This window comes from Gemmata obscuriglobus (assembly GCF_008065095.1).
Taxonomy (GTDB): domain Bacteria; phylum Planctomycetota; class Planctomycetia; order Gemmatales; family Gemmataceae; genus Gemmata; species Gemmata obscuriglobus.
Genome location: NZ_CP042911.1, coordinates 4,668,127 through 4,685,794, shown reverse-complemented (window position 1 = coordinate 4,685,794; position 17,668 = coordinate 4,668,127). Strand labels below are relative to the sequence as shown.

General features: G+C 68.0%; 11 protein-coding genes. 5 read left to right on the top strand and 6 right to left on the bottom strand.

Going from position 1 to position 17,668, the window contains the following annotated elements; genetic code table 11:
- The first annotated feature begins 112 nt into the window (after positions 1 to 112).
- The 3 genes from GobsT_RS19430 to GobsT_RS19420 are packed head-to-tail and all read left to right on the top strand — an operon-like array spanning position 113 to position 8,190.
- On the top strand, positions 113 to 1,432 hold the full coding sequence (locus tag GobsT_RS19430) for an efflux RND transporter periplasmic adaptor subunit (RefSeq protein ID WP_109571005.1): 1,320 nt from the start codon (positions 113 to 115) through the stop codon (positions 1,430 to 1,432).
- Positions 1,433 to 1,462: 30 nt separating this feature from the next.
- On the top strand, positions 1,463 to 4,822 hold the full coding sequence (locus GobsT_RS19425; RefSeq protein ID WP_010041209.1) for an efflux RND transporter permease subunit: 3,360 nt from the start codon (positions 1,463 to 1,465) through the stop codon (positions 4,820 to 4,822).
- The gene (locus GobsT_RS19420) at positions 4,822 to 8,190 is read left to right on the top strand and encodes an efflux RND transporter permease subunit (RefSeq protein ID WP_010041208.1); all 3,369 of its coding nucleotides are present in this window, start codon (positions 4,822 to 4,824) and stop codon (positions 8,188 to 8,190) included. Before GobsT_RS19425 ends, GobsT_RS19420 begins: the two co-directional genes overlap by 1 nt.
- Before the next feature lie 160 nt (positions 8,191 to 8,350).
- Here GobsT_RS19420 and GobsT_RS19415 read toward each other — a convergent pair whose 3' ends face one another.
- The 3 genes from GobsT_RS19415 to GobsT_RS19405 all read right to left on the bottom strand — a co-directional run bounded on the left by GobsT_RS19415 (position 8,351) and on the right by GobsT_RS19405 (position 11,641).
- Entirely contained in the window at positions 8,351 to 8,704 is a 354-nt protein-coding gene (locus tag GobsT_RS19415; RefSeq protein ID WP_148087807.1) for a polysaccharide biosynthesis/export family protein, read from the bottom strand.
- Positions 8,705 to 8,733: 29 nt separating this feature from the next.
- Complete coding sequence (locus GobsT_RS19410) at positions 8,734 to 10,170, bottom strand: RNA polymerase sigma factor (protein ID WP_010041200.1); 1,437 nt, start codon at positions 10,168 to 10,170, stop codon at positions 8,734 to 8,736.
- Positions 10,171 to 10,327: 157 nt separating this feature from the next.
- A complete protein-coding gene (locus GobsT_RS19405; protein ID WP_010041198.1) occupies positions 10,328 to 11,641 on the bottom strand; it encodes a TIGR02996 domain-containing protein in 1,314 nt (437 codons plus the stop codon).
- A 298-nt stretch (positions 11,642 to 11,939) separates the two neighbouring features.
- Between GobsT_RS19405 and GobsT_RS19400 the strand changes: the two genes are divergently transcribed.
- Complete coding sequence (locus tag GobsT_RS19400; RefSeq protein WP_157506758.1) at positions 11,940 to 12,956, top strand: FUSC family protein; 1,017 nt, start codon at positions 11,940 to 11,942, stop codon at positions 12,954 to 12,956.
- A gap of 217 nt (positions 12,957 to 13,173) precedes the next feature.
- Here the strand turns inward: GobsT_RS19400 and hemB are convergent, their stop codons facing one another.
- Complete coding sequence (hemB, locus tag GobsT_RS19395) at positions 13,174 to 14,202, bottom strand: porphobilinogen synthase (protein ID WP_050790279.1); 1,029 nt, start codon at positions 14,200 to 14,202, stop codon at positions 13,174 to 13,176.
- 278 nt (positions 14,203 to 14,480) lie between these two features.
- Here hemB and GobsT_RS19390 point away from each other — a divergent pair, with 278 nt between their 5' ends.
- Positions 14,481 to 15,830 (top strand): replication-associated recombination protein A, encoded by a 1,350-nt coding sequence (locus tag GobsT_RS19390; protein WP_010041191.1) that lies wholly within the window; start codon positions 14,481 to 14,483, stop codon positions 15,828 to 15,830.
- Between the two features lie 65 nt (positions 15,831 to 15,895).
- Here GobsT_RS19390 and GobsT_RS19385 read toward each other — a convergent pair whose 3' ends face one another.
- Together GobsT_RS19385 and murB are read right to left on the bottom strand one after the other, a co-directional pair.
- Positions 15,896 to 16,561, bottom strand: a complete 666-nt coding sequence (locus GobsT_RS19385; protein WP_010041189.1) for a cell division protein FtsQ/DivIB — start codon at positions 16,559 to 16,561, stop codon at positions 15,896 to 15,898.
- Complete coding sequence (murB, locus tag GobsT_RS19380) at positions 16,558 to 17,436, bottom strand: UDP-N-acetylmuramate dehydrogenase (RefSeq protein WP_010041187.1); 879 nt, start codon at positions 17,434 to 17,436, stop codon at positions 16,558 to 16,560. Before murB ends, GobsT_RS19385 begins: the two co-directional genes overlap by 4 nt.
- Positions 17,437 to 17,668 lie beyond the last annotated feature (232 nt).

Sequence of the window (17,668 nt, the reverse complement as noted above, 5' to 3'; positions counted from 1 at the left end):
ATCGGCCGCCCGGCGCGCTTCATTTCCCGGACACCGTCATCTTCACTTTCAGACCCGCTCCGTGCGGTCCGGTTTTGGCCCTCCTTACCACCGATCACATTGAGGAAGCACCGTGCGCTCGGCCTCGTGGTTCACCTTTGTTTTTGCGCTGGCGTTCGCGGCCGGCTGCTCCAAGCCGGCGGGCGGGCCGCCCGGTGGTCCCCCTGGCGGCCCGCCCGCCGGCCCGACGGAGGTCGAGGTCAGCGCGCCGGTCCGCGGCACGGTGACGGACGCCGAGGTGTTCACCGGCCGCACCCAGCCCGTCATGGCCGCCGACCTCCGCTGCCGTGTGTCCGGGTACTTGGAAAAGGTGCTGTTCCGGGAGGGCGACGAAGTCGAAGCCGGGGCGCCGCTGTTCCAACTGGAGCAGCGGCCGTTCGAACTGGCGGTGCGGCAGGCGCGGGGGAATCTGGACCAGCAGAAGGCGCAACTCAGGTTCAACGAGGTCAATTACAAGCGGTTGAACGACACGTACATGCAGGGCGCCGGCAGCGTCAGCGACCTCCAGCAGGCGCTCTCCGCCCGGGACGCCTCGCTAGCGGCCGTCGAGGCCGCCACCGCCGCGCTGGAGACGGCCGAGCAGAACTTGCGGTGGGCGACGGTCCGCGCCCCGTTCGCGGGGCGGATCAGCCGGCGCCAGGTGGACCCGGGTAACACGGTCGCCGCCGACACCACGGTCCTCGCCTCGCTCGTTCAGCTCGACCCGCTGTACGCGTACTTCGACATTGATGAGCGCACCGTGCTGCGGGTGCGCTCGCGGCTCGCCGCCGGCTCCGCCCACAGCCTGCCGGTTTCGCTCGGCTTGTCGGACGAGCGGCCGGAAGAGTTTTCGCGGTCCGGGGTGCTCCAGTTCACCGACAACAAGGTGGACCCCAACACCGGCACGCTCCGGGTGTGGGGCACGTTCGCGAATCCGAAGCGGGACCTGCCGCCGGGGCTGTTCGTTCGGGTCCGGCTCCAGGTCGGGGAGCCGCGCCAGGTGCTGATGGTGGCGGAGGCCGCGCTCGGCTCGGACCAGGGGCGCCGGTACGTCTACACCGTCAACGCGGAGAGCCGGGCGGCGCGGGTGCCGGTCGAGGTCGGGCCGCGGGCGAACGGCCTCATCGCGATCGAGAAGGGGTTGACGGGAGACGAGCGGGTGGTGGTGCGCGGGCTCCAGAACATTCGCCCGAAAGCCGAGGTGACGCCCAAGGTGATTGAGATGCCCCGCGCGAAAGTGGGCGGGGCGCCGGGCGGGCCGCCGGTCACGGGGCCGGGCGCGAAGAAGGGCGACGGGGGCCTGACGGGCGGGAGCCCGTCGTCCGGCGAAACGCCTCCGGCACCGGTCGCGCGCCCCGCACCCGGCGGCTCGGGCGGCTCGGGCGGTCCGAAGGGCCGCCGCCCGGGCCAGTGAGCACCCCGACCGTACCGCACGAGAGCGCACATGCTGAGCTACTTCTTCATCGACCGGCCGGTGTTCGCCACCGTCCTGTCGCTCGTCGTGACGCTCGCCGGCGGGGTGGCGCTCGTCAACCTGCCGATGACCCAGTACCCGCCGATCACCCCGCCGAACATCACCGTCGTCGCCAGCTACCCCGGCGCCAGCGCGCAGGTGGTGGCCGACGCGGTCGCGGCGCCGATCGAGCAGGAGGTGAACGGGGTCGAGAACATGATGTACATGTCCTCGAACTCGGCCAACGACGGGTCGTACAGCCTGACCGTCACGTTCAAGCCGGGCACGAACCTCGACTTCGCGCAGGTGCTGGTGCAGAACCGGGTGAACCTGGCGCTCCCGCTACTCCCGGACGTCGTGCGCCAGGCCGGGGTGACCACCCGGAAGCGCAACCCGGACATGCTCATGGTCATCAACCTGTACTCGCCGACCGGGGAGTACGACCAGCTCCACCTGAGCAACTACTCGTCGATCTACGTCCGCGAGGAACTCGCCCGTGTGAAGGGCGTGGGCGACGTGGGGCTGTTCGGGAGCCTCGACTACAGCATGCGCGTGTGGGTGGACCCGGACCGGCTGGCGTCGATGGGCATCACCGCGGGCGACGTGCTCGCCGCGATCCGGGAGCAGAACCAGCCGTTCGCCGCCGGGCAGGTCGGACAGTCCCCGGTCCCGGACGGGCAGACGTTCGAGTTCCCACTTCACGTGCGCGGGCGGCAGTCCGCGCCCGAGGAGTTCGCCGACATCGTGATTCGGCGGGCGCCCGACGGGCGCCAGGTGCGCATCAAGGACGTCGGGCGGGTCGAACTCGGGGCCAAGAGCGTCGACACCTCGGACAAACTCGACGGGCGCCCCACCGCGAACATCGGGGTGTTCCAGCTCTCCGACGCGAACGCGCTGGACGTGGCCGACCGGGTGCGGGCGAAGATGGAGGAACTGAAGGAGGCGTTTCCTCCGGGGATCGACTACACGATCGCCAACGACAGCACGCCGTTCATTCGGGAGTCGGTGCGCGGGGTCGTCACAACGCTCCTCGAAGCGATCGGCCTCGTGGCGGTGGTGGTGCTCCTGTTCCTTCAGAGCTGGCGCGCCGCGCTGGTCCCGCTCGCCGCGGTTCCGGTGGCCATCGTCGGCACGTTCGCGGCAATGGCCGCGCTCGGGTTCACCCTCAACACCTTGACCCTGTTCGGGCTGGTGCTGGCGATCGGCATCGTGGTGGACGATGCCATCGTGGTGGTGGAAGCCGTTCAGCACAAAATTGAGCACGGGCAGGCCCCGCGCGAGGCCACCCGGCAAGCGATGGCCGAGGTCTCGGGGCCGGTGGTGGCGACCGGGCTGGTGCTGGTCGCGGTGTTCGTGCCGTGCGCATTTTTGGGCGGCATCACCGGGCTGTTCTTCCGCCAGTTCGCGGTGACCATCGCGGTTTCGACCGCGCTCTCGGCGCTCAACTCGCTAACGCTCAGCCCCGCGATGTGCGCCATCTTGCTGCAACCCGCCGGGGCGCGGAAGGACATCCCTGCCCGGGTGATCGACTTCCTGTTCGGGTGGTTCTTCCGGTTGTTCAACACCGGCGTGGTGCGCTCGACCGGGCTGTACGCCCGCGGGGTCGGGCTGTCGGTCCGGGTGGCGCCCCTGGTGCTGGTCGCGTACCTCGGGCTGGTGGGCCTGACGTGGTGGGGCTCCGAGCAGTTGCCCACTGGCTACATACCGAGTCAGGACCAGGGGCGGCTGATGTGCTCGATCCAGTTGCCCGACGCCGCCGCGCTCGAGCGCACCCAGGAGGTGGTGGACGAGGTGTCGCGGATCGCCCGTGAGACCCCGGGCGTGGCCCACACGGTTGCGGTTTCGGGCCGGTCGCTGCCACTTGGCGCGAACGGCTCGAACTACGGCACGATGCTCGTCACCCTGGACCCGATCAACGAGCGCACCCATCCGTCGCGCTCGGCCAACGCGATCAGCGCCAGCCTCCGTAAGGCGTTCGCCCAGCTTCCGGACGCCCAAGTGACGGTCATGGCCCCGCCGGCGGTGCCCGGTTTGGGCTCTGCTGGCGGGTTCAAGGTGATGGTGGAGGACCGGAGCGGAGAGAACGACCCGGTCCGGCTCCAGGGGAACACCCAGCGGCTCATCGCGGAGGCCCGGAAAGACCCGCGGCTGGCCGGGGTGTTCAGCGCGTTCCGGGCGGACGCCCCGCAACTGTTCGTGGACGTGAACCGCCAGCAGTGCCAGACGATGGGCGTGCCGGTCGGCGACGTGTTCGCCACCCAGCAAGCGTTCCTCGGCTCGCGGTACGTGAACGACTTCAACCGGTTCGGTCGGACGTGGCAGGTGATCGTTCAGGCCGAAGGGCAGTTCCGCAACAGCATCGACGACGCGAAGCGGATTCGGGTCCGCAACGACCAGGGCGGAATGGTGCCGCTGGGCGCGGTACTCGACATCCGGGAGGTGGCCGGGCCGCTCGTCATCACCCGGTACAACATGCACCCGGCGGCGGCGGTCATGGGCTCCACGGCGCCGGGCGTCAGCTCCGGGGACGGGATCACGGTGATCGACCGGCTCGCGAGCCGGGTGTTCCCGGAGGGCACCGCTCACGAGTGGACCGAGATCAACTACATCCAGATCGACGCCGGGAAGAACGTCTGGAACAAGCTGATTTTCCCGCTGGCGGTGTTGTTCGTGTTCCTGGTATTGGCGGCGCAGTACGAGAGCTGGGCGCTGCCGCTGGCCGTGATCCCGATCGTGCCGCTGTGCGTGCTGAGTTCGCTGGCGGGGGTGGTGGTCGCCGGGTCGGACATCAACGTGTTCACGCAGATCGGGTTCGTCGTGCTCATCGGGCTGGCGTGCAAGAACGCGGTGCTGATAGTCGAGTTCGCGCGGGCCTTGCGGGCGGCCGGCAACTCCCCGCGTACCGCCGTCGTCGAGGCGTGCCGGTTGCGCCTGCGGCCGATCGTAATGACCTCCGTCGCGTTCATCCTCGGGGTGGTGCCGCTGGTGTTCGCGACCGGGTCCGGGGCGGAGATGCGGCGGGCACTGGGCACCGCGGTGTTCGCCGGGATGATCGGCGTGACCGCGTTCGGGCTGCTCCTCACGCCGGTGTTTTTCGTGGCGGTCGAATGGTTCGCTGAGGGGCGGCTGTTTCAGGCGTCGTGGATGAAACGCCTCGGGCGGGGCGGACTGAACCTGATCCGGCTACGTCCCCTGCTGGCCCTTGGGCGGGTGACCGTTCGGGCGGTCAAAAAGCGCGTGAGTGCGGCGCCCCAATCACGTCGCCACCCCAAAGCACAAGAAGTCGAACCGACAGAAACTCGCGGGACCGGTGCCGTTGCGCCGACCGACCACTCCGAGGTGGCATCATAATGTCGCACTTTTTCATCGGGCGGCCGATCTTCGCGGCCGTCCTGTCGCTCGCCGTGGTGCTGACCGGGGGCATCGCGCTGTCGACTTTGCCGGTCGCGCAGTACCCGGAGATCGCGCCGCCGACGGTTGAGGTTTCGGCCGTGTACCCCGGGGCAAACGCCCGCGTGGTGGCCGACACGGTCGCGTCCCCGGTCGAGCAGCAGGTGAACGGCGTCGAGAAGATGCTGTACATGTCGTCGCAGTGTACCAACGACGGCACCTACACCCTCACCGTGACCTTCGAACCGGGCGCGGACCTGAACATCGCCCAGGTGCTCGTGCAGAACCGGGTGTCGATGGCCGAGCCCGTGCTGCCCGATCTGGTGCGCCGGCGCGGGATCTCGGTGAAGAAGAAGTCGCCCAACATCCTGATGATGGTGAACCTGTTCACGACCGATCAGAGCGGCGACGCGGCGGCGACGAACCTGTTCCTGAGCAACTACGCCACGATCCAGATCGCCGACGGGCTGAAGCGCATCCCGGGGGTCGGCGACGTAACCTACCTGGGCCAGCGAGACTACAGCATGCGGGTGTGGCTGGACCCGCAGAGGCTGCAAGCGGTCGGCATGGCCCCGCAAGACGTGATCGCGGCGGTCAACGAGCAGAACATCCAGGTGGCGGCCGGGCAGATCGGCCAGCAGCCGACGCCGTCCGGGCAGGTGTTCCAGTACACGATGACCACGCTGGGTCGGTTGGAGAGCCCGGAGCAGTTCGGGGCGATCGTTTTGAAGCGCGGGACCGAGGGCACGCTCGTGTACCTGCGGGACGTGGCCCGGATCGAACTGGGGGCGCTGTCCTACGATCAGACCTGCACGCTCAACGGGCGCCCGTCGGTGGCGCTGTCGGTCTACCAGCTCCCGGGGTCGAACGCGCTGGAGGTGTCCGGCCGCGTGAAGGCGAAGATGGAGGAGCTTCGCGAGCACTTCCCGGCGGGCATCGAGTACGAGATCGTGTACGACACCACGCCGTTCATTAATGAGTCGATCCTGGAAGTGTTCCGCACCCTGATCGAGGCGGTGGTGCTGGTGGCGGCGGTCGTACTGCTGTTCCTCCAGTCCTGGCGCGCCGCGATCATTCCGCTCGCCGCGGTCCCGGTGGCGGTCGTCGGGACGTTCGCGGCGCTCACCTGCGCCGGGTTCAGTTTGAACACCTTGACGCTGTTCGGGCTGGTGCTTGCCATCGGTATTGTGGTGGACGACGCCATCGTCGTGGTCGAGGCGGTCCAGCACCACGTGGACCACGGGATGTCGGCGCGTGACGCGGCGGCGCGAGCCATGACCGAGGTTGCGGGGCCGGTGGTCGCGGTCGGGTTGGTGCTATCGGCCGTGTTCATACCCTGTGCGTTCCTGGGCGGGGTGACCGGACAGTTTTTCCGCCAGTTCGCTGTGACCATTGCTGTGAGCACGCTGCTGTCGGCGTTCAACTCGTTGACGCTCAGCCCCGCCCTGGCCGCACTCCTGCTTCGCCCGCAACGGGGGCGGCGGGCGGAGGCGCTGCCGCGCATCGGGTATCTGGCGCTGGGTGCGGGGCTTGGTGCGGTCGCGGCTGCGAAGTGGCCGGTGCCTGTGAGCGAACTCATCGGCGTGCCGCTGCCGGGGTGGGGGTGGCTCACGCTCGGCGGGCTCGCGGGAGCGGTTGTCGGCTGGCTCCTCGCGCGCCCCGTAGATGCGGTGCTCGGATGGGTTTTCGTGTGGTTCAACCGCGGGTTCGACCGCGGTACCGACTGGTACACCCGGGTCGTGGGCGGGCTGCTCCGCGTCACCCCGCTCGTACTGCTCGCCTACGGCGGACTTGTCGGGCTCACGTACACCACGTTCACCCGCACCCCGACCGGGTTCATTCCCGCGCAAGACAAGGGCTACCTGCTCGTGGACGTGCGACTGCCGGACGCGTCGTCCGCGCAGCGCACCGCCGAAGTGGTCCGACGGGTGGAGGCGGTCGCGCGCCGCGCTCCCGGCGTGAAGGACACGATCGCGGTGTCCGGGCAGTCGCTGCTTCAGAACGCCGCCGCACCGAACTTCGGCTCGCTGTACCTGATGCTCGACCCGTTCGACCAGCGGCGGGCGCACGACCGCGCGGCCGACGCGATTGCGGCCTCGCTCCAGGAGCAGTTGCGAACCGAGGTGCCGGAGGCGGTGGTCGCCGTGTTCGGAGCGCCGCCGGTCGAGGGGCTGGGTACCGCGGGCGGGTTCAAGATCATTGTTGAGGACCGGGCCGCGGGTGAGTTGGTCGACCTCCAGACTGCTGCCGATCGGGTGGTCGCGTCGGCGTCTGCCGACCCGGCGCTGCGGCGGGTGTCCACCAGCTTCCGGGCCGACGTGCCGTGGCTGGAACTGGTGATCGACCGGGAACAAGCCAAGGACCGCGGGGTATCGATTGACGCGATCCGCACCACCGTGGAGGCGAGTCTCGGGCCGTACTACGTGAACGACTTCAACCGGTTTGGACGGACGTGGAAGGTGAACGTTCAGGCGCGCGACGCGTACCGCCAGGACGCGGAGGCGGTCGGTCAGTTGAAGGTGCGCGGCGCGAGCGGTGGGATGGTGCCGCTCGGGTCGCTGGCGTCCGTGCGGCCGACCAGCGGGCCGACGCTGGTGATGCGGTACAACATGTATCAGTCGGCGGCGGTGAACGCGGACGCGGCCCCGGGTAGCAGTTCGGGCGAGGCGCTCGCCCGGCTGGGCGGGACCGCCCGCAGCGGGTTGCCGCCCACCATGCGCGCCGAGTGGACCGAACTGGCGTTGTTGCAGCTCCAGGCGGGGGACTCCGCCATGTGGGTGTTCGTGCTTGCGGTGGTGCTGGTGTTCCTGGTGCTGGCTGCGCAGTACGAGAGTTGGGCGCTGCCGCTGGCTGTGATCCTGGTCGTCCCGATGTGTCTGCTGTGCGCGCTCGCGGGTGTGCTGGCGGCCGAACTGGACATGAACATCTTCACGCAGATCGGGTTCGTGGTGCTGATCGGGCTGGCGTGCAAGAACGCCATCCTGATCGTCGAGTTCGCCAAGCAGAAGCGGGAGGAGGGGATGAACGGCCGGGCGGCAACGCTGGCGGCCTGCCAGTTGCGGCTCCGGCCGATCGTGATGACCTCGATTGCGTTCATCCTGGGCGTGGCCCCGCTGCTGGTGGCGGAAGGGGCGGGTGCGGAGATGCGGCGGGCGCTGGGGACCGCCGTGTTCGCCGGGATGATCGGCGTGACCGCGTTCGGTGTCTTCCTGACTCCGGTGTTTTACTACGCCATTCAGTGGCTCGGGAGTCGCACGGTTTCGGCACCCGAGCCGGTCCCGGGCGGCGAGCATCTGACGGGTACGCAGAGCGGGAGTGATGCCGTCTGATTCACGGCCCGATTACTGATGTCTACTTTGGCTTTATCTTTGTGGCACAGACAGGAATGTCTGTGCCACAAGTAGCAAACAAATTAACAATCAATTGAATAATCACCGCCTTGGCGTCGGGGCGGCCCTGATACCCGCGCTTGCGCTGCAGAACGCGGTACTACTTCTTCAACTTCACGTAGATTCGGTCGCCCGGTAGCAAATGATAATTCGTGTTGCTGATTCCCTGCATCGTGATCCCCGACCAATCAACCGGTAGGATTTGAGGTTCTTTACCTTCTTTCCCTTTCCGTGCGACCCAGATCTTGGTTTCGGGCCGGATCGCGCCTCGCCAGTTCGCGAGCGCGTCAAGAACCGCATCCCCGCCCGTCACCGGGAACGGGTAGACGGCTTCACCGTTGCCCTCGTCCACGATGACGTAGTATTTCTTGCTGTTGTACGCCACGACATCGACTATCACGGCCAAAGAGTCAGTGGTGTCCCGCTGGTCCTTGAGTGCGGCGTAAGCGGCCACGTGCGCGCGAATCGCCGCGGCGGCTTCGTTCAGTGTCCGCCCGGCGACAGACACGCTCCCCAGAACCCGAGTCCCACGGTTCCGTCCGGGCGAACCTGGAACTGACCACTAATCGGCTGCAACGTCAGGCGCTCGGCGACCGGCCCATCCACGCCCTTCCTCTGAACGACCACCTCGATCAGGAGCGTGTCCGGTGCCTCGATCACGTAAGGGGACAGACCGTCCTTTAGCGATATGGGCGCCAGCTCCCGAACAGGAATAACCGGTGTATCGTTCCCGCCGGCGCGGACCGCGCTGGCGATTTCGTTTCTGACCGCTTCCGGGCACCCCGGGTCGAAATGAACTTTGAGCGTTTTGGGACCTGCGGGATCATTCCGGCTGCGCGACACGAACCGGGTGAGCATTTCGGGGCTCGTCGTCTCGACACTCCCGATGCTCTTGCCGCCGGTCTTGAACTCGGTAACCACGATGCGTGGGGCCGGTCCGCTCCCCACCTCGATCAGCAGGCGCGGGGCGTTTTCCTCGGCCGCGGCTAACCGGGCGCGCACGGCCTCCAGTTCCGCGACTCTGCGCCGGGCGGCCTCCAACTCTTGCTCCACCCGCGCCCGCTCGTCCGGCGGTTGTGACGGGGGACCGGGTTGAGCGCTCACCGGGACCGTTGGCCCGGCGAATAAGCCGGCACCGATAGCCAATGCTGCCACCGCGGCGACCGTAATGGCTACCACCGCGGCCAGTTGTTTCATGCGGACCATATGAAGGACTCCGTTCGCCAAGGCGGCCACTGTCGGAGGGACGGCAGCGGCCGAAAACGATGTCGAATACTGGATTGCGGCTCGGGTCGTGGAGACGGCCAGCGCCGAAGGGACCACTGCCGGCGCGGCCGCGGCGAGAACGGCCGCCGGCTCGCGTCCGGCCAACCGGCGCCTGAGTTTCGCGAGCCCTCGCGCGACGAGCGAAGCAGCCGTACTTTCAGGGCACCCGAGGTGGTCCGCCAGTTCCCGGCGGGTCCACCCTTGGAGGTGACAAAGGATCACCGGCTCGCGGTACTTCCGCGGCAGCGCGGACAGGGCGGCGTCCACGTCGAGCCGGGCGTCGGTGTCGGTCGGCCGGGCCGGGGTCTCGGCCAACGGGCCAACCGCCGCGAGCCGCACCGCGTTGCGCCTGCGAAGGCTGCGCGCCGTGAGCACGGCCACCCGGTGCAGCCACGGCCCTACCGGCCGCCCACGCACCGCGCCGGCCCGGCGCACGAGCACGATGAACGCGGCCTGAAACGCGTCCTCCACGTCGAGTGGGTCGGGCAGCAGCCGGCGGCACGCCCCGTACACCAGCGGGCCGTAGCGGGTCACGAGCGCGGCGAACGCGTCGTGGTCTCCGTGACGGGCGAACCGGCGTAACAGTTCGTCGTCGGGAACGCCGACAGCCGGAACAATACCGATTCGCTTCCAAAGGTCGAAAAGGCGTCGCATGCACACATCATGTTCCGGTGAGGGCCGCACCGCGCACGATTTTTTCACGCCGGCCGACGGTCGAACGATGTCAGCCTGCGGTCGAGCAGCAGACGAAGGCGCAAGAGTTTTTTCGATATGGTTTTGCGTCGCGGGCGGGCTCTCGGAATGGTTGCGTTCAGTGGGGCGGAGTTGGGGTTCGCTGTCGGAGTCGCGTCGGTTCGGTGACGCCGTTGAGCACGCCGGGTAGGAGTTCTGCCACCGCGACCGGCGCGTCGCCGAGTGGCGCGGACTGGACGTTTTGGCTCACGTCGATTTGCACCGGCCGGTCTCCCCGGGCCGCCGACAATATGCCCAATCCGACGCGGGTGAGCCGGTTGCACGAGAGGTCCAGCGCGCGGAGCTGGTCGAAGAGCCGACTGAGCCGCTCGTAAGACGCGTTCAGGCCCGCGTCGGTCAACTGGTTCCGCGCCAGTTGGAGCGTTTTGAGCCGCTTCAGATATGGGGATTGCAGCAGAGCACCGATTCCCGTGTCGCCGAGATAGTTGTGCGACAGGTCGAGATGCACGCACGATTTGAGTGCCGGGGAGGCCGCGAGCGCCGCGGCCCCGGCGTGCCCGATCGCATTCGCCCGGAGCACCAACTCTGGGGACGCCGACAGCATCCGCCCGAGCAGCGGGGACCGTGCGAGCGCCGCGGCGCCGGCGTCACCGATCCGGTTACTCGCGAGTCGCACGGTGCGGAGCACCGGAAGGTAGTTCGTTCCGGCGAGCGCGATGGCACCGGCGTCGCCGATGTCGTTTCCGGACAGGTCGAGCGCGGTGAGCCCTGCGAAGAAGGGGGACTGTGCGAGGCTTCGCACCCCGGCGTCGCCGATCGTGTCGTTGTCGTTCAGTGCCAGCACGGTGAGGGACGGAAGTTCGCTGCTGCGGGCGAGAACGTCAATCGCAGTGTCGTCGAGCTTGTTGAACCCGAGGTCGATCACTTTGAGGTTTTTCAAGTGCGGTGAGCGGGCGAGTGTCTCCAGCCCGCGCGGCCCCAAATCGCAGTTACACAGATCCAGTTCACGAACCCCGGCGAGCAGCGGGCACGCGGCGAGCTTCGGCAGTACCGGTGCGGCATCCCGAACGCTGAGCCGCCGCACACGGAGGCGTCGGAACAGCTCGTCTCCGCGTTCGAGAAAGGTCGCAGCGTCCACCGACGCGGAGTCGGGGATGCCGCGCCGGAAGTCCACCGAGATGACCAGCCCGGCCAGGTGTGCGGTCCACGCGGCACGGTTGTCGTTCAGCAGTTCGACCTGTCGGTCGAGCAGCGGCGGGCGGCGCGGGTCGTCTTCGGACAGGCGCGCGAGGGCCAACTGGACGCGGATCAGTTCCGCGCGCTCGGGCGCCCCAGAGTCGTCGAGGTAATCGGCGTACACCAGCCGAGGGCCGTCGTCCGCGTACCGCTCGAACACCGCGTCGAGGAACGGCTGTTCGTCCGTGACGTGCATGTCCGCATCCTACCCCACGCGCGGGCAAGGAACAGCAAAAATCGCCCGCGTCATGAACCAGGAGAGGCGCGACCGACGTTCGTGTTCCTCCGGTCGTGCGCCGTCCGGGTGGTGTAGTTCGTCCACGAAAGGAGTAGCTCTTTCGGCGGGTCGATTCCGATGACCTCCCGCTATCAGGCGCCGTCCTTCCAAGGGCACAATCAAGGAGAAGGCCGGTTCCGCCGAACTACTTCACATGCGATCGGCGCGGAATGTGCTTATTGCGCCGCACGCCGTGTCGTTCTTATCGGAGCTTTCGGTGAACTGGCAAACGCTTCGGGTCTGCCTCAAGGTCGGGTTGGCGGTTGGCCTCGCGTACTTGCTCACCTATGGGGAGCGCTCGCACAACTCCCTGTACGCGGTGCTCACCGCCGCACTCATCGTCGGGGAGAATTTTGGTGAAGACCTGAACCAGTCGCTCGTCCGGCTGGTCGGCACGCTCCTGGGCGCGGGCGTCGGGGTGGTGTTCCTCGTCACCCTGGGCGTGGACATTTGGGGCGTCGTTGCGGCGGCCATTGTCGCTGCCGTGCTCTCGCGCCTCATCAAGCTCGAACAGCTCAGCCGGGTGACGCTGGCCGTGTGCATGGTCACTCTGCTGATACGCCCCGACCACGTCGTGTCCTACGGCCTGTACCGGTTCCTCAACACACTCATCGGCGCCGGGGTCGGGTTGGGGGTGAGCCTCCTGGTGTGGCCGGTGCGGGCCGAGGTTGCTGCCACCCAGGCCGTGAGCAAACTGCTGTTACTGGCGTCCCATGTTCTGGAGACGGTCGGGAAGCCGCCACCCGAAGGCGAAGAAGAAACGGACCAAACCGAGCTGCAGTTGGGCAAGGTGTTCAAGGCGATTCGCGACGCCCGGCGCGAGGGGCAGGTGTTCCGGACCTCGGCAACCGCCACGGCCGAGCGCGCAATTCTCGGTGGGCAGGTCGGGTTGGGCGCAATTGCCGTTGCCAGCGGGTGCGAGCGGTTGAGACAGAACGCGTCGGCGGCTCCGTTCGTGGCGGCCGTCACGAAGGCGTCCGGTCGCCTCGCCGAGCGGGTGGTTGCCCTGACCAAGCGGGCCGATTCCGCGCCAACGTATGAGCCCTTTCCTGAGATGCCGACACCGCCGGCGGATGCCGACTTGAACGCGACGGAGGGCGTCCTCATGGCGGGGGTGATCGGCGAACTGCGGGTGATCGCCTCGGCCCTCGCGGTGCTGGAACGGGTGAACGTGAAGCCAACGAAGCACGAGGTGGCCGATCAGGCGAAGGAGGATAAGGCCAAGGGTGCGTAAGCCGTCCGTCAGGAAGTCGTAAACGGCGGCTCGCGCCACAAGAAACAGGCACGGCCAGTTGAAGGGACTGCGTCCAAAGGGGTTGCGCGGAGATCCCGGGCCGAATGCCTCAACGGGATGAGTAAAACATGAAAGATGACTGATGTCTATCGATGTGGCAGTCGCGCGGCGGTGCCGCCGGCCCGCTTCGGTGGGCGGGCCGGCAAACGTCTGGTGCTCAGCCTGAGCGGAGCCACTTTGCCACGTCGCGGGCGTGGTACGTCAGGATCATGTCCGACCCGGCGCGGCGGATGCTGGTGAGGATCTCGAGGGTGACGCGGCGCTCGTCGATCCAGCCGTTCTGGGCCGCGGCCTTCACCATGGCGAACTCGCCGCTCACGTTGTACGCGGCCACCGGCACCTGGAACCGCTCCTTCACCCGGCGGATGATGTCGAGGTAAGACAGCGCCGGCTTCACCATGATCATGTCGGCCCCTTCCGCGAGGTCGATCGCCACCTCTTTAAGGGCCTCGTCGCCGTTCGCGGGGTCCATCTGATACGTGTTGCGGTCGCCGAACGACGGCGGGGATTCGGCGGCCTCGCGGAACGGGCCGTAGAACCCGCTCGCGTACTTGGCCGCGTAACTCAGGATCGGGACGTTCTGGAACCCGGCGTCGTCGAGGCCGGTGCGGATCGCGCGCACCATGCCGTCCATCATTCCGCTGGGCGCGATCACGTCGGCGCCGGCCTTCGCGTGGCTCACGCACTGCTGGGCGAGAATGGGCAGCGTCGCGTCGTTGTCCACGTCCAGAATCCCGCCGCGGTCGCACAGGATGCCACAGTGCCCGTGGTCCGTGTATTCGCAGAAGCACTCGTCCGTGATGAGAAGAACGTTCGAACCGTGCGCCTTGCGCAGCACCCGCAGTGACTGCTGCACGATGCCCTCGTCCTTCAGCGCGCTGGAGCCGGTGGCGTCCTTGAACTCCGGGATGCCGAAGAGGATGAACGCCTTGATCCCCAGGTCGCGGGCGGCGCCGACCTCGTCCACGAGGGTGTCGGGGCTGAGCTGGAAGTTCCCGGGCATCGAGCTGATTTCCTGGCGCACGCCCGCCCCGGGGCGGACGAACAGCGGCAGGATGAGGTCGCGCGCGGAGAGTTCCGTCTCGCGCACCAGCTCACGAACCAGCGGGTTGTAGCGGAGCCGGCGCGGGCGCGCCACCGGAAAGGGAGGGGAGGGCGGGGTGTCGCCGCAAATCGGGTGGTTCATCGGTTCGGGGGCTTGAGTGGAGGCGAGTTCGCGCTCCGCCATCTTACCGGGGCTGGTTCCCGTGTGCAGGGGTTCGGTCACTCACCGGCAAAAGCGCCGGTGAGTCGTGACGCTTTTGACAGCAAGGTTCGGGTTCGCCGGGTGGAGGGCCGTGAGCGCGGGGATGCACCTTTACGCTTGGCGAAATGCGGCAAACCGGGGTTGCGGGTCACTTTCGGAGCCGTCATTCTGCAGGTTGGGTCGGCCGTCTTGGCGGGGCCACACAGTCGGGTGACGTGATGGATTTGTTCGACGATTTGAGGGACGAGAACCGCCTCCGCGCGCGTCCGCTGGCCGCACGGATGCGCCCGCGGACGCTCGACGAGTACGTCGGGCAGACGCACTTCCTCGCTCCCGGCAAGCTGCTCCGCCGGATGCTCCTGGCGGACCGGTTGAACTCCCTCATTTTCTACGGCCCCCCGGGGTGCGGTAAGACGGCTCTGGCCCACGTCATCGCCAAGCACACGAAGAGCCGGTTCAAGCCGTTGAACGCCGTAGCCGCGGGCACAAAGGACGTGCGCGAACTGCTCGCCGAGGCCCGCGGGCACCTGGAAGAGTTGGGGGAGCGCACGATCCTCTTTCTCGACGAGATCCACCGGTTCAACCGCGCCCAGCAAGACGTGCTCCTGCCCGACGTGGAAGACGGCGTCATCATTCTGATCGGCGCGACCACGCAGAACCCGTTCTTCGCGATCAACACCCCCCTCCTATCTCGAAGCCAGATCTTCCGGTTCGAGCCGCTCTCGCGCGACGATGTTCGCACCCTCCTCCTGCGCGCCGTCTCCGACACGGAACGCGGACTCGGCAAACTGAACGTGACGATCACTGACGACGCACTGGCGTTCCTGGTCGAGGTGTGCGACGGCGACGCCCGCCGCGCGCTCACGGCGCTGGAGATCGGGGTGAAGTCGTCACTGGCCCCCGAGAACGCGAAGGCCGCGTCGTCCATCCGGTTCGACCTCGAACTGGCGCAGGACTCGATCCAGCAGAAGGTGATCGAGTTCGACCCCACCGGCGACACCCACTACGACACCGCCTCGGCGTTCATCAAGAGCCTGCGCGGCAGCGACCCGGACGCGGCGCTCTACTGGATGGCCCGGATGCTCGAAGGCGGCGAGGACCCGCGGTTCGTCGCCCGGCGCCTGGTCATTTTCGCGTCGGAGGACGTGGGGAACGCGGACCCCTTCGGGGTGGTGCTGGCCAACGCCGCCTGGGACGCGGTGGAAAAGGTCGGGCTGCCCGAGTGCCGGATCAACCTGGCGCACGCGGTGACGTACCTGGCGACCGCGCAGAAGTCGAACGCGAGCTACATGGCCGGCGAGGCCGCCGCGAAGGACGTGAAGGAGGGGCGCACGCTGCCGGTCCCGCTGCACCTGCGTGACAAAGGGTATCGCGGGGCAAAAGAGGTGTTCGGGCACGGGGTCGGGTACAAGTACGCGCACGACTTCGAGGGCGGGTGGGTGGAGCAGGAGTACATCCCGACCGACGCCGAGTATTACCACCCGACCGACCGCGGCCACGAGGCCAAGATCAAGGCCCGGCTCGAAGAGTTGCGGAAGCGCAAGCAAAAACCGGAGGGGGCCGGGTGACCGGATCGCGTCGACCAGACCCGGCGTCAGCGAACCTCGCGCGTCGGAATCGGCGGCCGTCGGCGTCACTTCGCGACGAGCAGCTTTCGGCCGTCGGGCATGATGAGTTGCCAGCCCTGCGGGGTGCGTTCCAGGGTCTTCGGCTTGTACTCCACCGCGACCGGGGCCGCTCGCACCACCACTTCCGCGGGCCAGAGGTGGCCCGCCAGGGCGTTCGACGGCAGCGCCGGCGCGCCCAACAGTTCCGGGAGCCCGTCGGTCGGCGCGGTGGCCGGCAGTAAGACCCCCTTAGCGTCCACGGCGCGCTTGGTTGCTGCGTGCGGCACGCACAGCACCGGCTTACGGAAGGTCAGAGCGACGGCAACCACGTCGGGCGGTTCGATGGTGACGGAATCGACGCGGAGCACCCACGGGTGAGCGGCGAAGGCTCCCGTGAGGCGCGGCTTCAGTTGCGGATCGAGCAGTTGGAGCGTCGAGCCTGCGGCGGCGGTGTAACGCACTTCGGTGAGGAACGTTTCCCGGTCCGTACCCGGTGGCGGGTCGCACCGGATGTCCGCAAACGCCACGGAGTACCGGTCGCGCGGGCCGATGCGGCGCTTCGCCTGATCGCCCAGCAGTGACAACCCGAACAGCAGCGCCGCCGCGAAGCCGAGCGTCAGCACGACGGTCAGGACAGGGCGCCCGCCGCGCGGCGGTGGCGGGGCAGGGCGGGCCTTCTTGGCGCGTTTCACCAGACGTGCAGCTCCCGCTCCAGTGCCACGCCGGTGCGCTCCTTCACCTTCGCCTTAACGTGATCGGCGAGCTGGATGATGTCGCGCGCCGTGGTGCCCGGGTGGGCCACCGCGTAGTTCGAGTTCCGCTCGCTCAGCTCGGCGGCCCCCGTGCGGGCCTTGGTGAGCTGAGCGCGGTCGATCAGCGCCGCGGCGGTGTTGCCCGGCGGGTTGCGGAACAGCCGCACGTACTTCTGGAAGCTGAGCGGTTCCGAGGTCTTCCGCTGGATCCACGCCTTCCGCATCTTCTTGAGCACCTGCTCCGGCGGTTCGGTCTCAAGTTCGAACTCGACCGACAGAATGACGGCCTCGTCGATGTCGCTGTCGTGCTCGCGGAACGTGAGCTCGTCGCGGCCGCGCACCTGCACCTTGCCGGCGTCGGTGAGCACGGTGACGTTGCGGACCGCCTGGCTGATCTCGCCGCTGCGGTCCCCGACGTTGCACCGCACGCTGCCGCCCACGGTGCCGCGAATGCCGACAAGGGTTTCGAGCCCGCCCAGCCCGTGTTTGACGGCGAACGCGATGAGGTCGAACAGTGCGGCACCGCCGCCCGCGGTGACTTTCTTGCCGTCCCGCCGGAGGAACGTGAACGGCTCGGCGGTCAGCCGGATCACCGCGCCGGGGACCGGGTCGTCCTGGACGAGCAGGTTGAACCCGCCGCCGAGCATCCGGACGGGGACCTTGTCGCGCTGGCACGCGGCCAGCACGGCGTTCAGCTCGTCCACCGAACGCGGCTGAACGAGGAACTCGGCCGGGCCGCCGATCGTCAGGTGCGTGAACGGGGCGAGCGGTTCGTTCCGCTTCGTGATTTCCGGGAACTCGTCGGCAAGGGACATGCACGGCCTCCTTGCCCCTTACTGTATCGCTGCAACAAAGTGTTTTGTAGCAACGCGCGCGAACTTCCCTGGTCGGTTTCGGGTTGCCGGCCCGCGTCGATGCGCCACGGGTGCTTTGTCGCACGCGTGGAGACATCACCGGCGGAGAACGCCGTGCGAAACATGCCCGGGAATCGCGTGTCCGGTGAGCGTGCGAGCCCATCGGTTTTCCGGCAGCGGGTGTGGCGGGGCG

Coding starts and splice junctions, on each gene's coding strand:
- GobsT_RS19420 (WP_010041208.1), top strand. CDS start 4,822: ATGTCGCACTTTTTCATCGGGCGGCCGATCTTCGCGGCCGTCCTGTCG.
- GobsT_RS19405 (WP_010041198.1), bottom strand. CDS start 11,641: ATGCACGTCACGGACGAACAGCCGTTCCTCGACGCGGTGTTCGAGCGG.
- GobsT_RS19425 (WP_010041209.1), top strand. CDS start 1,463: ATGCTGAGCTACTTCTTCATCGACCGGCCGGTGTTCGCCACCGTCCTG.
- hemB (WP_050790279.1), bottom strand. CDS start 14,202: ATGAACCACCCGATTTGCGGCGACACCCCGCCCTCCCCTCCCTTTCCG.
- GobsT_RS19390 (WP_010041191.1), top strand. CDS start 14,481: ATGGATTTGTTCGACGATTTGAGGGACGAGAACCGCCTCCGCGCGCGT.
- murB (WP_010041187.1), bottom strand. CDS start 17,436: ATGTCCCTTGCCGACGAGTTCCCGGAAATCACGAAGCGGAACGAACCG.
- GobsT_RS19410 (WP_010041200.1), bottom strand. CDS start 10,170: ATGCGACGCCTTTTCGACCTTTGGAAGCGAATCGGTATTGTTCCGGCT.